The sequence below is a fragment of the Bradyrhizobium sp. 195 genome (assembly GCF_023101665.1).
Classification (GTDB): Bacteria; Pseudomonadota; Alphaproteobacteria; order Rhizobiales; family Xanthobacteraceae; genus Bradyrhizobium.
Genome location: NZ_CP082161.1, coordinates 7,975,578 through 7,989,565, shown reverse-complemented (window position 1 = coordinate 7,989,565; position 13,988 = coordinate 7,975,578). Strand labels below are relative to the sequence as shown.

Here is a 13,988-nt window from a genome sequence, read left to right as displayed (position 1 = left end):
GCTGTCGTCCCGGGGCGCGAAGCGAACCCGGGACCCATAACCACAGGGAGCGGTTATGGAGCAAGCCGGCAACTCCGAGTCGTCGCCAAACTTTCTCTGTGGTTATGGGTCCCCGATCTGCGCTTCGCTTGTCGGGGACGACAGCGGAATTGGAGCGCCACCTGGCCTCACTCCCTCCCAAACTCCCGCTTCAGCTCCACCTTCGCCTTCTCCAGCCGGGCGCGTTGTGTCTGCGGCAGCGTCTTGCCGGCGCGGTTGATGTAGAAGGTCAGCATCGACAGCGCCGAGCGATAAGCCCCCGCCTTGCGGCGTGAACTGTGCTCGGCCGAGCGCTTCAGCGAGGCCGCGATCTTCTTCGCGCTGGTCAGCTTGAACACGCCTTGCTTGAGGTCGAGCGCGTCGCTCTGCTTCGTCACGCGCTGCGACCAGCGCTTCGGCGCGCCGCGCTTGGGCTCTTGCGCGCCGTCGTGGGACGCCTCGCGCTGGTCTTCCTGCGCGCGGCTGTTTTGCGGGATTGTGTCGTCTTTCTGACATGAGCCATGCGTCAATTCCTTGCGGCCCCATCGGAAACCAGCGGCACGAAGCGCCGTTCCCATGGGAACCTGGTCTCGCCGCAGACGTTGTCGCAGGTGGCAGGCGGAATGCCGCACCCCGATGATCGGATCGACCCCGTCCACAACACGTGAGCCGGGGGCACTTCCATTGATCAGACACAACAACCCGATGGCATTGCAGCAAAGCCCAGCGCCGAACTATGCTCCTGTGGTCGCGGCGGCCGCCGCCGATCGCATCGTCGAGACCAGCATTCCCTCGCGCCTCGACGCGCTGCCCTGGAGCGGCTTTCACACTCGCGTCGTGCTTGCGCTCGGCATCACCTGGATCCTCGACGGGCTCGAGGTGACGCTTGCCGGCGCGCTCTCGGGCGCCCTGAAACAGAGTTCGTCGCTGCATTTCACCAACCTCGATCTCGGCATTGCCAATTCCGCCTATCTCGCCGGTGCCGTGCTCGGCGCGCTCGGCTTCGGCTGGCTCACCGACCGCATCGGCCGCAAGAAGCTGTTCTTCATCACGCTGGCGCTCTATCTTTCGGCGACGGCCGCGACGGCTCTGTCGTGGGATGTCGCGAGCTACGCGCTGTTTCGTTTTCTCACCGGCGCCGGCATTGGCGGCGAATACACCGCGATCAATTCGACCATCCAGGAGCTGGTGCCGGCGCGCTATCGCGGCTGGACCGATCTCGTCATCAATGGGAGCTTCTGGATCGGGGCTGCGATGGGCGCGGTCGCGGCCATCGTCCTGCTCGATCCTGCCGTGATCAACCCCGACCTCGGCTGGCGTCTCGCTTATCTGATCGGCGCGACGCTCGGCCTCGTCGTGCTCTTGATGCGGATGTGGATTCCGGAAAGCCCGCGCTGGCTGATGATCCACGGCCGTCCCGACCAAGCGCATGCCATCGTCGACGAGATCGAGCGCTCGGTGGTCGGACACGGCCAGGATGCGGCCGACGGGCGCTTCACGAAGATCCGCCTGAGGATGCGCGACCACACGCCGATCCGCGAGGTCGTCCACACGCTGTTCTCGGTGTACCGGCAGCGCGCGCTGGTCGGCCTCGTTCTGATGAGCGCGCAGGCGTTCTTCTACAATGCAATCTTCTTCACCTTCGCGCTGGTGCTGACCGATTTTTACGGCATTAGCGCCGAAAACGTCGGCTGGTACCTGCTTCCCTTTGCTGCCGGCAATTTCCTCGGGCCGCTGCTGCTCGGCCGGCTGTTCGATACGCTGGGACGCCGCGCCATGATCATGTTTACCTACGGCATGTCGGGCCTGCTGCTGGCGCTCTCGGGCTATCTGTTCTCCATCGGCGTGCTCACCGCCCAGGGGCAGACCATCGCCTGGATGGTGATTTTCTTCTTTGCCTCGCCGGCCGCGAGCGCGGCCTATCTCACCGTCAGCGAGACCTTTCCGCTCGAAGTTCGCGCGCTGGCGATCGCGGTGTTCTATGCCGTCGGCACCGGTATCGGCGGCGTGGTCGGGCCGGCGCTGTTCGGCGTGCTGATCGATACGGGGTCGCGCACCAGCGTGTTCGCCGGCTACCTGCTGGGCTCAGCCCTGATGATCGCGGCCGCGATCGTGGCCTGGCGCTACGCCGTCTCGGCGGAGCGCAAATCGCTCGAACAAATCGCGCGGCCGCTCGCCTATATGGAGTAGACTGATGAAATCGGAACTTGCAGAAATGGCGTTGGACCAGCAGCCCACCGTATTCGACGACGACACGCCCGAAACGGTGCCGGTGCCGCATGCGCTCGTGCCGCATCTCAACGAGACCGCAATTCTGCTCGACATCGACGGGACCCTGCTCGACCTGATGCCGACCCCGCGTGAGGTGTGGGTGCCGCCGGGGCTGTCAGAAACGTTGAAGCATCTGACCGAGCGCACCTCCGGCGCGCTGGCGCTGGTCAGCGGCCGCTCGCTCAACGACATCGACCTGATCTTCGCGCCCGACGTGTTTCGCGCCGTCGCCGGCCATGGTGCCGAGATGCGACTGTCGGTCGACAATGAGGCCGATGCCGTGCACGCGCCCCCGCTGGACAAGGAGCTGAAGCGGCGGTTGGCGGCCATCGCCAAGCTCAGCCCGGGCATTCTGCTCGAGGACAAGGGTTATTCGCTCGCTCTGCATTACCGCCTCGCGCCGCATGCGGAGAAAGCGATTTATGAATCCGTCTCGGTGATCCGCGCCGACCTGCCCAATGCGCCCATCGAGGTGCTGCCCGGCAAGTTCGTCTGCGAGATCAAGCATTCCGGATTCACCAAGGCGACCGGCGTGCGTGAACTGATGAATCGGGAGCCTTTCAAGGGGCGGCGTCCGATCTTCATCGGCGACGACGTCACCGATGAAACCGTATTCGCGATCATGCCGGACATGAACGGCCTTGCCTTCTCGGTCGGCCGCCGTGCCATGGGCGTGAACGGCCATTTCGACGCCCCGAGCGACGTACGCGCGTTCCTTGCCCTCCTGCTCGATCCAAGGTGAAACCAAGGCGGCGCCACGCCGCCGACACGAAGCTCTGGGGATGGCGCCCATGCGGACCGCAATGAGTGCTGCGCAACAACGCCGCAAAAGCTGTCTTTGCAGTGAAATTCCCGGTTCCCACAAGCGAAACCAGTTCCAACGCGCACGCCCGATTTTGGTTTCAATTCGTTGAAACGATGATCAGGAACCATATTGATGAACGGCAGTTAAACGGGGTGGAATGAAACAGGAGGGGACGACCTGTGAACTTAGTCGTCGTTTCGAATCGCGTCGCGCGCGGCAAGCCTAACGAGCCCATGACGGGCGGTCTCGCGGCGGCCTTGTTGCCGGTGGTGGAACATTCGGGCGCGATCTGGGTGGGATCTTCGGGCCGGGTGCGCGATGGCCATCAGAAGGAACCATTCGCCGAGATCGAAGCACTGGGAACGGGCGCGATTGCGACGCTGGATCTGCCGGCGGCGCATTACGGCGGCTATTACGAAGGCTTCGCCAATTCGGCGCTGTGGCCGGCGCTGCATTCGCGCAGCGATCTGATTCGCGTCTCCCGCGAAGATTATGTCAGCTATCGCGAGGTCAACGCCTTCATGGCGCGCGCCTTGATGCGCTTCCGAAAAACCAAGACCGCGTTCTGGGTGCAGGATTATCACTTCCTCGCGCTCGGTGCGGAACTGCGTGATCTTGGCGTCAACGATCCGATCGGCTTCTTTCTGCATACGCCGTGGCCGGTCACCGCGGTAATGCAAGGCGTGCCCAATCATCGTGAGCTGATCACGGCGATGCTGGCCTACGATCTGCTCGGCTTCCAGACCAATGAGGATTGCCAGAACTTCCTCGGCTATGTCGGCGGCGAGCTCGGCCTCACCATCGAGGACGGTGTTGCGATCTCCCAGCATGGCCGCACCCGCTGCGAGGTATTTCCGATCGGGATCGATGCGGAGAAGTTCGCAGCCTATGCCGCGAAATCGGCATCGCATCCGGATGTGTCGCGGCTGCGGCGCAGCCTCAACGGCGAGCGGCTCGCGATCGGCGTTGACCGCCTCGACTATTCGAAAGGTCTCGTCAACCGCATCAGCGCATTCGACCGGCTCTGGACGGACCAGCCGCAGTTTGCGCGCAGCATCTCGCTGCTTCAGATCGCCAACCCCTCGCGCGGCGCGATCGAGGCCTATGGCAATCTCCAGAACGATGTCGCGCGCCTCGTCACCGACGTCAACGGCCGCCACGGCGAAGTGGACTGGACCCCGATCCGCTATTTGAACAAGGGTTTCAGTCAGGCCGTGCTCGCTGGTCTTTATCGGACAGCGCAGGTCGGCGTAGTGACGCCGCTCCATGACGGCATGAACCTCGTCGCGAAGGAATACGTCGCCGCGCAAAATCCCGCCGATCCCGGCGTGCTGGTGCTGTCGAAGTTTGCGGGCGCCGCCAACGAGCTCGATACCGCCTTGCTGGTCAATCCGCACGACATCGACGGCATGGCGCGCGCGATCGCGGTGGCGGCCGCAATGCCGCTCACCGAGCGCAAGATGCGCTGGGACGCGATGATGAAGAAGCTGCGCGGCCACACCATCCAGCAATGGTCGGCCGACTTCGTCGCAGAGCTGGAAAAATGCCGGACCGAGAAGGCCGTGGAAGCGCCGCTCGCAGCGCAGCCGCCGCAAGCACTGCGCTGGCTGAGGTCGGCGATATCAGGCGTGCGGTTGATTTAGGTTCCTGCGTCATGGCCGGGCTTTGTCCCGGTCATCCACGCCTCGCCCCAAGCTACAAAGAACGTGGATGCACGGCCTTCGCCGCGCCGAAGCGGCTTCGGCCGCGCAGGCGGACAAGCCCGGGCATGACGGCTAGCCGCAAATAACGAGCTTCAATAGCAATACGACACGCCATCCAGGATCGCGCACTGCCGCTTGTTCGGCGCGTTGGGATCGTCCATCGGCACCATGCCCTTGCCCTGGCCGACGAACACGCCGGGCCCGACATGCACCGAACTCTTGTTGCCGATGATCACGCTTGGATGCGGGCTCGAGCTCGAGCGCGTGCCGTCCGGCCAGATGATGGCATCGCCGGATAGCCCGCCGCGCCGCCCGTCGTTGCAGCTCACATCGACGCCCTGCCGGGTGCAGACCTGGGCCAGGGCCGGCACGGCGAAGACGGGGACAAGGGCCGATATCAGGCCCAGCACGGTGATGGTCTTGCGGATCGTCATGGCATCCCCGGTCGCGTTGGCGCTCTCGTGTGAATCGTCGTCCTAAACCCGCCGCGGGTTCAGCCGCCAGGCCGGCCAAGGCATGTGCGACGGCAGATATTATCTCGCAAATACAACAAGTTGCGGAAAATTCGCGCGATTCTTCTTCGATCCCTTGCAAAATCATCGGCGCCCCTTCAAGAGAGGGCGCTCCGGAGAGATGGCCGAGTGGCTTAAGGCGCACGCTTGGAAAGCGTGTGTGCGGGAAACCGTACCGTGGGTTCGAATCCCACTCTCTCCGCCACGAGTTATCCGCATACCCTTGATGTTAATTGATTTATCGAATTTCAGGGTAGCTGAGCCCCACATTCCGCCCCACACAAATTTTCGGTCAGTGCGCCTCGGTAGTCGGCCTGGCACTACCCAAAGCTCATCCACTCAACCCGCGGCCCCTCCAGTCCACGTGCCTTTGTCGGTCACAATCTTCAGAGTCACCGGTTCACAGCTCAGCCCGACGCCATAGGCGTCACCGGTCTTGATCGTCTTTTCAGTTACATTGATGAACTGCGCTGCCATCAGCATTACGAGGCCGTTGTCCAACACGCACTCTGGCCTGCCGTTGACGACAACCTGCTCAATAGTAATTGGCTGTTCGTTCATGGATACGATCTTTAAGTGGCTCCAACACTGCGTCGCCTTTCGGTCCAGATACCTGCACTCATGGGATACTTTAAGGGACGGCCCTGTCAGAGGAGCGTAGCCGGTAGCCACGTCGATAGCATTTGCGATTGCTGGTTTCAGCGACGGAAACCACGTGTACAGCGCCTGAATGTTGGTAATTGAAAGCGGAATGCCCAGCAGCAGAAGCAGGGTTACAGTCGCGCTGATCCTTTTCATTGAAGCCCCTTGTCCCAAAATACAAATCGGTCAGCAGTTGATTTTTTGAGGCTTTAAAGCCGTGGGCTAATAAACCACAGGTTGGTCTGGTCCGTACATGGACCTTCGCCAAGTTTTCGCGACCAACCTCAGGCGCATCCGGCATGACCGGAAGCTCTCGCAGGAGCGGCTGGCGAACGATGCTGGAGTGGACCGGGCTTACCTAAGCCGGGTCGAACGGGCCGTGACCTACGTCGGCCTGGAGATCATCGAGAAGCTGGCCAAGATCCTGGACGTGGACCCGGCCGAGTTTTTCCGGAAGCCAACCAGGGCTACTAGCCGTCGGAAGGCTGGCTGATTCCCCTTCCGGCCCCGTTCGTCTCTCCGGCATGATCGGAAGGGCATGACCAGCCGCGCTACTCACCGGGTCCAGAGAGCTTCCCGGCTTGGTCCCTACTCGTCCAGGGGTTTACGCGCGAAGCGCTGGACGAAATGGTTTCGTCCGGGAGACATGGCCATGCCGGGCTCAAAGGCAAGCTAGACGAGCGACAACGCGTCGGGGAAAGATGGTTGCCGGCGCAGACGGCCTTGGTGGACGGCCGGGATAAGGGACATGAAGGGCGACGTCGGAAGGACCGGGCCGTTGAGCACCTCACGTCCGAAATTGTCATTCCTCAGTTTGCGTTTGAGCGCCCGGACGAGCGTCTTCAACGGCTCATTAAGACGAATGTGCACCGGAGCGGTCCGTGTCCCGCTGAAAATCTTAGTGGCAATGTGAAGTACAAGCCTTAAGGAGAAACGATCAGCGACGAAGCCTCATGGTCCTCGTCCGGGAGGACTCGGAAAACGGGCCGGGAAGCTTGAAGCCGCCCAGCCCAACCGGAAAATCAAGCGGCTTTCCGGGACCTGCCGATGCCGCTGGTCTTGGCAGCTTGGCTGAAGTGCTCGTCCAGCTCGCCGGCACGGACAGCTCCGATCAGGGCATCGATGACAGCAGGCAGCTTGTCCTTCGAGCCGACGACGATGCCGGCCTTGCCCTTCTCGAACTCCATCGGCTTCGATCCAAACTTGACCGACATGACCACCTGTCCGCTCGCGTCGGTCTTCCACCAGGGACGGACAGCCTGTTGCTTGGTCGTAGCTTGACGCTCGCCGTTGACCTTGGTCCAGCGCTGGACGGTCCGGATGTGGTTCGGATCGGCGAGGAGCAACTTCTGCTCCTCCAGCTTGGCGATGAACTTGGTCCGGCGCATCTGGACCGGGTCATTGGCAGCTTTGGGCAACGCGGTGAACGAGAGGGACTTGAGGATCGGCATCCGGGTTCTCCGTTGTTGGGATAAACCCGCCCGATCCTAACTCGATCAATCGCATTGTACATGCCGTACACCGATCGTTGGTGCCACGGGAAGGTCGCCAGCTTACCCTTGTCGATGATCTTATTTGGATTTTTCCGATTATCGTAACAAGCGTTACACAGGCAAGTTGCCCCTACTATCGAAGTCGAACTTGAAGTTAGGATTTGCATCCCAAGCCTGAAGCAATCGCTTATAATCGCTGTCTTCAGAATGATCGTAACTGACAAAAACCTTGGGCTTAGCCATTCTGTTCACCTGCTCATGCGGTGTCGTTCCTCTATAAAAAATTGTAGTTCCGTATTCGTCGAGTCGCAATCTTTAGTTGTACTTGAGGCCCGAAGTTTACCTCGTCTGGATTGTAATTGCCGCGGTAATTGTTGAGGCTTGATCCTCCGTCGCTAGAAACGCCGCAGGAGCCATCGAAACCGGCTTTGCTAATGAATCAATACAACCACAGGACATGGGTGTCGAATCATGTGCAGCCGCGACGTCCCCATGGGTGCAGGAGGAAGCCGCACAGCAAAGATCTAAACCTCATTGAAGGGCGAGGCTTATCAAATGTTCCATAAAACGATTGGCAGCGATATTAGGCCCGGGGTTCCTAGACGGTTTTCTCTATGGAAGCGCGCCCGCGCGAGTTCCCAATAAAGTGCCCGCGGAATGCCAAAGCGTCCGACGCGCCTGGATCAAGGCAAGACGAAGACGCTACGCGACCCGTCAAAGGCAATGACCTAACATGTATGTTTGACGGTGCCGATTTGGAAAGCTGGTCCCCGGTTTGATGTGTCAGCTTTGGTTTTCCGCAATGCGGCGTCAGTCAGTCTGCTGTACTAGCGGAGACAATTTCCAATTGACAGAGAAATTAGGTGGTGAGAGCCTAGCAACTTTAGGTGACTGTCTCCTATTGCAGCAGGCTGTTTGCCGATGCGCTACATTTTCATTTCCTACGCCAGCTTAGATAGAGCGACCGTGAAGCCCATACTAGGGGCACTTCTGGCAGCCGGAATCCCACTATGGATTGATCGACCGGGTGAAGTTGGCATTGCCGCGCACCGATTAGCGCTCCCGGGTATACGGTCCGGCGCATCGTGGGAGGACGAAATACGCAAAGCGTATGAGGGCGCGGCCTGCGTTCTTTTCTTTCTCTCTCGAAATTCGAACAATCCCGCGCGCTCTGATTCTCTTTTCCGAGAGTTCGACCATGGCAGCGCAAAGAACAAGCTGGTCATAGCCAAACTTGACGATATTGGCCGCGAGGAAATGAGCGGCTTGGTGCGGATCAGGCAGGCCGTCGACCTGTCCGCTTTCGATCGGACGGGCTCCACCAACCTTGATGAATTAATTGCGGAGCTGCATCGATTTGTGTTGAATGAGGGAGTAGCGCCAAATCAGTCGGGAAAAGCGCGGTCGAAAAGATTCGCTCGGCTGCTACCTTATCTGTGCGACCGACGCACGCAACGACGATATTTCCGCGAAGCGATAGAATCCGAGCTGGAGCGGGATGTAGTGCGGCCGCAGATATTCTTCGTGCTAGGCGAGGACTCGCAATGCGCGGACAAATTCGTTGAGCAACTTTTCTTTGTTGATATGCCAGAGCTGCTGCAGCGTAATGGGCTCTCGAATGTGGTCGAAGACCGGCTGCTACGGTGGCCAGCGGACATCGATCCTCGCGCAGACGTTGATGAAATAAGAGATTATCTTAACGAGCTTCAATACGAACTCGCGGATAAGATCGGGCTCAAACACCGGTCGAGCCTCACCGAGATCGAGCGTCGGCTTCAGCGCCAAAGTGGAGCGCTGTTTCTCTATTTTGATGTCGATATCCGCAAGTGGAACACTGCACATCGTCGTCTGCTCGGGGAATGGATCAACTGGTGGAACTGGCTAAGCATGACGGGGCGCCACTATCCGATAATTGTAGTGGGACGATTTTGCTCTGCCGATCAGGGTATTTGGGCATTTGCAAGCAGGTCCCTGATCATGCGTCTCTTAAATGATCTTACGGTTCTCTCAACGAACGCGGGCAATCGAGTAATGACGGCGATTTTGCCGCAGCTCGGCCATATCGGTTTCGAGGATATTGAAGCTTGGATCAACGAGAATGCCGATTTTGCTGCCGAGGCTCCGCCCGATCTGCGCCAACGGCTCCGCAAATTTTTCACCGGATGGCTTGGCATTGGCGAACGTAAAGTGCCGATGGTGCAAGCGGCGACGTTATTGAGGATGATCATAGACGAGATGAAGATCAGTACTGATATTCCTCAATCTCAGGGCGGCGCATCATGACTTTGCTCTACCCAGCGACACCGTCGAGTGCGCCACCCAGCGCCCCGAAACCGCTTCCGCCGTCACCGGGCGCCGAGATGCGCGATCCCCGCGAATACCGCCGCGACCCGGGGCTGGTCGATGCCGTCAATGTCGCGTTGCTCCTGCGACAGCCGTTGATGGTGACTGGGGAACCAGGTACCGGAAAGACTGTGCTTGCAGCCAGTATTGCTTACGAACTAGGGCTTGGGCAGCCACTCATATTCGAGACTAAATCGACGTCGCAAGCGCGTGATCTCTTCTACGGCTACGACACGCTCGGTCGTTTCACCGCGAAGGAGCTCGCATCATCGGTCGGTCGGCCGGCAGACTACATCGCTTACAATGCGCTTGGTGAAGCGATCGTGCACGCCAACGATCCAGAGGACCTAAAGGACGTACTACCGGCAGGCTACGTCCACCACGGCAAGCGTCGCTCGGTGGTATTGATAGATGAAGTAGAGAAGGCTCCGCGCGATTTCCCAAATGATATGCTGAATGAAATAGAGCGTATGTATTTCCGAATTCCGGAACTAGGCAATCGCGCAATTGCAGCCGTCGACCCAAACTACCACCCTATCGTGGTAATGACTAATAACTCTGAGAAATCGCTGCCAGATGCATTCCTGCGGCGCTGTATCTACTACAATATCCCGTTTCCTGAGGCGAATGCCATGGAAGAAATCATACTCGCTCGCCTGCCGAGGTATTTTCCAAAAGACACCGACCTCTCACTGATGCGCGACGTCGTGAGGTTCGCCTTGTTCATTCGAAATGATGTAACCGGGCTGGAGAAGAAACCCGGAACGTCAGAACTTCTCAACTGGCTGAGCGCGATGGTGCGGTTAGGCGCATCACCGTCAAGCTCTCTCACCGATCCGGTAGCTCGAGACATTGCGCTGCGCAGTTTACCCGCACTAGCGAAAATCAGCGGCGACCAAGCACGGGTAAGCGAAATGCTTTCGGAATGGCGCGATGCCGGGCGCAGCTGAAGTTCAGCTTGCTCCTGAAACGTTCTATCGCCGGCTGCCAGAATATCTCGCGCGGCTCAGGCTTGAGGGACTAGCAATTGGCGTCGAGCAGGAATCACGACTTTTTATATTGCTGTCACGCCTTGAGAGCGCTGGCACTTTGCCCAAGATGGCGAGTACGTTGGCGCGCTATGTAGTACCTGTGCTCGCCGGCACACCAGCGCAGCAGGCGATTTGCCACAGCCACTTCCGCGCCATGTTCTCTGAACTGGACGAGGCGCCAGACCAAATAGAAAGGTCCGCCGCCGCAGAAGATAAGCCGGTGGAGTGGAAGATTTCGCTGCGCCATATCACTCGCGGCGTGACGTGGGCAGCGGTTGCCGTCGTGATCTTTGCTACGATCGCGATCGTAGTGTTCGCGGTGAGGTCGTTCGACCGCCGTGTGGACGAGAAGCCACCAATTGTCACGTCTCGAACCGAATCGAAATCCAATAAGCGATTGGACGATTGGATACAACAATACCCTCTCAAGGAATTGGATCTACCGAAACAAGCGCCGTGGAACCGGACTTTTCGCTGGTACTATACCGAGTTCGGCTGGCAGAAATTTGCTGCGGCGGCATTACCTTGGCTTGTATACGCTCTGGGCTTCAGCGCTTTAGTTTATCTAACATTAGCGCATCTTCGACGCGAGGCACTGCGCCAGAACCTTCGAACGCTACCATTCTCCTTTCGTAGCGATCGACCGCGTTTTGGTGACCGCGCGCTACTCGCCGACCTCCAACCCCTGCGCATTCTCGCGCGCCATGAAATTCGTGACATAGATTCCGAAGCTACTGTTTTTGCGACGGCAAAGCAGGGCGGTCTATTAACCCTACGCTGGCTAATGCGACCCATACCAGCGGACTTTGTTGTCTTGATCGACCGGCGCAGCCGGCTCGACCATCTCGCGGCCTACGGTGATGCGATAGTCGAAACGTTGCGTAGCAGTGGCCTCTTCGTCGAGCAGTTTGACTTCGACCGCTCGCCCTGGACCTGTCGGCGCAGGCGTTCCGGCGAGACTGAAACCTTGCGTTCCGTTCTCGGCAGTTTTCCGGGAGCAATCTTCCTGTTTTTCGTTACCGAGAGCGAATTGCTGGATCCTAGTTCAGGCGAACCGCGGACCTGGATCGACGAGATCGGCGGTACGACGAATATCTTCCTAATGGTACCGGCGGCGGGCCTCGGCGCAAGTCCGCTCGAGTTGGCATTTCCTGATGGCATCTCGGTCGCGGATGCTTCACCCACGGGACTTCGCGCGATTGCAAATCGTCTGCTCGGCCGCACCGTACCCACCACCGTGTGCGCTACCGTTCCGGGACTGTCACAGCTGGTCACCCGCATCAATGAACGTGCCGACCGGTGGATGCAAAGCGCTCAGCCAGCCGCGAGAGATCTAAACGCACTCGTAGCGGGACTGCGCCAAGCCGCCGGCGCCGATACCTATCGGTGGCTTGCTGCGACATCGGTTTATCCCGAACTGCGATGGGCAATGACGCTGCATCTACGTGATCGATTGACAAATCGCCGCGGCCTGCCAGCGACACTGGCTCCAGACATTCTGAATGTAGCACAGTTGCCTTGGTTCCGCCGGGGCTGGATGCCCGACTGGGTCCGGACGCGACTGCTCAAGGAGCTATCGGGTTCGGAACATCGTAGGGTGCGCTCGCTATTGATCGAGGCTATGGACATCGGTACTGCGACCCGACCGGCGGCGTCAGTAGACGTCTCGGTCCGGAACGCGGCCGGCGGGCCACCGACGGAACGCCTCCGCTCCGACAATATTCTCGTCGACTATCTGCTGCCCGGTCTTACCTCGAAGAGTCAGTTTTTCGCTGTCCCGGAAGAATGGGCTCGGAAAATCGCACGCCGTCCTTGGCGTAGGCTACTAACCGCCGCTGTTTGCGGTGCAGTATTGGCGGCGGTAGGATCATTTGGTGCGCTCTCCCTGGTGCCGATCGACAAATGCGATCTCTGGGGCACCAGTCCGCTCCAAACGGACAATGTTGGGCCTCCGTTTTCTAGTTTTCTTCTGGACCGTAGCGGTTACATCGACAAGGTGGTTGCCGCGTGCAAAGCGGCCATGGACCGCGAGCCAGATAAAGTGCGCTTTCGTTACCAATTTGCACGTGCACATGCGACAATTCCAAATGATCAGGTCAATGAAATCCTCTTCGAGCTAGCGAAGATCGACTATATTCCCGCGATAAACACTCTCGGGTACATGTATAAGGATGGAGTTTTTCCTCATGATCTGAGGAAAGCGGCTGAATTGTTTTTGAAGGCATACAGCCTCGGTTCCGTCGAGGCAGGAAAGAATTTGGCGGTTACTTACGAAGCACCTGAGTTTGACACGCCTTACTACCGAGGTGAGAGGTCCCGCCTTTTAAAGGAATACGCAGAAAAGGGCGGCTCGAAGCTAGCATCCTACGCGATGTCATTTCGCGACGGAACTTTCGGGTTTTCGTCCGATCAAAAGAAGTTTTTAGAAATTATCCGGCTTGGTGCCGAACGTAAGGATGGAGAATCAGCCGTCTGGCTTGGCTATCTCTACGGGACAGGAGAAATTTGCGAGGGGTGCACGCGAGATCCTAAGACGGCAAGTTGGTATTATTTGAAAGCGATCGAATGGGATGCAGTACCTTCAGCGGCTAGGCTTCTCGCGCGCAATTATTATTCGGGGAACGGCGTCGAAAGGAACATCAATCAGGCGCTTTACTGGGCGATGTTCGCGGCGCGTTTGGCTGAACAGGATGCGATCGAGCTGATCTACGAAATCTTCTCAGCGTCTCCGACAGAGTTCACAAAATTGGGGGTGGAGCCAACGCTGATTATGGCTCAGCTCAAGGAGTCCGCGGAGGGTGGTGATGAAAACTCGCAATATTCTCTTGGTATGATTTTGGAGTATGAACGGAAGATGGACGACGCGATTATCTGGTATCGCAAGGCGAGCAACCAGGGACATAAAAAAGCAACTGAGGCACTCCAACGGCTGTCCTCCAAGTAGAAGAACTTGCCTCGTTGTTCTAGCTAGTGGTTGTGCAGCTTCGTGCCGCGTAGCGCTCAATTACAAGCGCGATTATCAAGCAGCAAAGCACGTACGCCAATTGATTATGGAGTAACCCTTCTATCATCAGTCCCTACAAGTCCCTGACCGGTGGGCGTTTTGAAGACCAGACGGAAGCGACCCCTTCTCAGACCAATTATAATCCAGCATCGCGCTGGCGTTTCAT

11 protein-coding genes and 1 tRNA gene are annotated in these 13,988 nt (G+C 58.7%); 8 read left to right on the top strand and 4 right to left on the bottom strand.

Features of this window, described 5'->3' with window-relative positions; genetic code table 11:
• Positions 1-167: 167 nt before the first annotated feature.
• Positions 168-596, bottom strand: coding sequence for a DUF3175 domain-containing protein (locus tag IVB26_RS37250; RefSeq protein WP_458309303.1), 429 nt, complete (start codon positions 594-596; stop codon positions 168-170).
• A gap of 127 nt (positions 597-723) precedes the next feature.
• Here IVB26_RS37250 and IVB26_RS37245 point away from each other — a divergent pair, with 127 nt between their 5' ends.
• The 3 genes from IVB26_RS37245 to IVB26_RS37235 all read left to right on the top strand — a co-directional run bounded on the left by IVB26_RS37245 (position 724) and on the right by IVB26_RS37235 (position 4,737).
• Positions 724-2,208, top strand: a complete 1,485-nt coding sequence (locus tag IVB26_RS37245) for an MFS transporter (RefSeq protein WP_247973367.1) — start codon at positions 724-726, stop codon at positions 2,206-2,208.
• Positions 2,209-2,212: 4 nt separating this feature from the next.
• The gene (otsB, locus tag IVB26_RS37240; protein WP_247969830.1) at positions 2,213-3,031 is read left to right on the top strand and encodes a trehalose-phosphatase; all 819 of its coding nucleotides are present in this window, start codon (positions 2,213-2,215) and stop codon (positions 3,029-3,031) included.
• Positions 3,032-3,273: 242 nt separating this feature from the next.
• Entirely contained in the window at positions 3,274-4,737 is a 1,464-nt protein-coding gene (locus IVB26_RS37235) for a trehalose-6-phosphate synthase (protein ID WP_247969829.1), read from the top strand.
• A gap of 152 nt (positions 4,738-4,889) precedes the next feature.
• Here IVB26_RS37235 and IVB26_RS37230 read toward each other — a convergent pair whose 3' ends face one another.
• Positions 4,890-5,231, bottom strand: a complete 342-nt coding sequence (locus IVB26_RS37230; protein ID WP_247969828.1) for a hypothetical protein — start codon at positions 5,229-5,231, stop codon at positions 4,890-4,892.
• Positions 5,232-5,424: 193 nt separating this feature from the next.
• Between IVB26_RS37230 and IVB26_RS37225 the strand changes: the two genes are divergently transcribed.
• Positions 5,425-5,514, top strand: a tRNA-Ser gene (locus IVB26_RS37225).
• Positions 5,515-5,648: 134 nt separating this feature from the next.
• On the opposite strand, the gene IVB26_RS37220 is transcribed toward IVB26_RS37225, so the two are convergent.
• Complete coding sequence (locus IVB26_RS37220; protein ID WP_247969827.1) at positions 5,649-6,107, bottom strand: hypothetical protein; 459 nt, start codon at positions 6,105-6,107, stop codon at positions 5,649-5,651.
• A 97-nt stretch (positions 6,108-6,204) separates the two neighbouring features.
• Here IVB26_RS37220 and IVB26_RS37215 point away from each other — a divergent pair, with 97 nt between their 5' ends.
• On the top strand, positions 6,205-6,444 hold the full coding sequence (locus IVB26_RS37215) for a helix-turn-helix domain-containing protein (protein ID WP_247969826.1): 240 nt from the start codon (positions 6,205-6,207) through the stop codon (positions 6,442-6,444).
• Positions 6,445-6,973: 529 nt separating this feature from the next.
• On the opposite strand, the gene IVB26_RS37210 is transcribed toward IVB26_RS37215, so the two are convergent.
• Positions 6,974-7,402, bottom strand: coding sequence for a DUF6641 family protein (locus IVB26_RS37210; RefSeq protein WP_247969825.1), 429 nt, complete (start codon positions 7,400-7,402; stop codon positions 6,974-6,976).
• A gap of 963 nt (positions 7,403-8,365) precedes the next feature.
• Between IVB26_RS37210 and IVB26_RS37205 the strand changes: the two genes are divergently transcribed.
• From IVB26_RS37205 to IVB26_RS37195, 3 genes are all read left to right on the top strand, one after another.
• Positions 8,366-9,727 (top strand): TIR domain-containing protein, encoded by a 1,362-nt coding sequence (locus IVB26_RS37205; RefSeq protein WP_247969824.1) that lies wholly within the window; start codon positions 8,366-8,368, stop codon positions 9,725-9,727.
• A 77-nt stretch (positions 9,728-9,804) separates the two neighbouring features.
• The gene (locus tag IVB26_RS37200; RefSeq protein ID WP_247969823.1) at positions 9,805-10,737 is read left to right on the top strand and encodes an AAA family ATPase; all 933 of its coding nucleotides are present in this window, start codon (positions 9,805-9,807) and stop codon (positions 10,735-10,737) included.
• Positions 10,721-13,762 (top strand): tetratricopeptide repeat protein, encoded by a 3,042-nt coding sequence (locus IVB26_RS37195; RefSeq protein WP_247969822.1) that lies wholly within the window; start codon positions 10,721-10,723, stop codon positions 13,760-13,762. Before IVB26_RS37200 ends, IVB26_RS37195 begins: the two co-directional genes overlap by 17 nt.
• The last annotated feature ends 226 nt before the right edge of the window (positions 13,763-13,988 follow it).

Excerpts from the sequence above, each read along its gene's own strand:
- IVB26_RS37245 (WP_247973367.1), top strand. The coding sequence starts at position 724 with ATGGCATTGCAGCAAAGCCCAGCGCCGAACTATGCTCCTGTGGTCGCG.
- IVB26_RS37220 (WP_247969827.1), bottom strand. The coding sequence starts at position 6,107 with ATGAAAAGGATCAGCGCGACTGTAACCCTGCTTCTGCTGCTGGGCATT.
- IVB26_RS37195 (WP_247969822.1), top strand. The coding sequence starts at position 10,721 with ATGCCGGGCGCAGCTGAAGTTCAGCTTGCTCCTGAAACGTTCTATCGC.
- otsB (WP_247969830.1), top strand. The coding sequence starts at position 2,213 with ATGAAATCGGAACTTGCAGAAATGGCGTTGGACCAGCAGCCCACCGTA.
- IVB26_RS37230 (WP_247969828.1), bottom strand. The coding sequence starts at position 5,231 with ATGACGATCCGCAAGACCATCACCGTGCTGGGCCTGATATCGGCCCTT.
- IVB26_RS37210 (WP_247969825.1), bottom strand. The coding sequence starts at position 7,402 with ATGCCGATCCTCAAGTCCCTCTCGTTCACCGCGTTGCCCAAAGCTGCC.
- IVB26_RS37200 (WP_247969823.1), top strand. The coding sequence starts at position 9,805 with ATGCGCGATCCCCGCGAATACCGCCGCGACCCGGGGCTGGTCGATGCC.
- IVB26_RS37250 (WP_458309303.1), bottom strand. The coding sequence starts at position 596 with ATGGGAACGGCGCTTCGTGCCGCTGGTTTCCGATGGGGCCGCAAGGAA.
- IVB26_RS37205 (WP_247969824.1), top strand. The coding sequence starts at position 8,366 with ATGCGCTACATTTTCATTTCCTACGCCAGCTTAGATAGAGCGACCGTG.
- IVB26_RS37215 (WP_247969826.1), top strand. The coding sequence starts at position 6,205 with ATGGACCTTCGCCAAGTTTTCGCGACCAACCTCAGGCGCATCCGGCAT.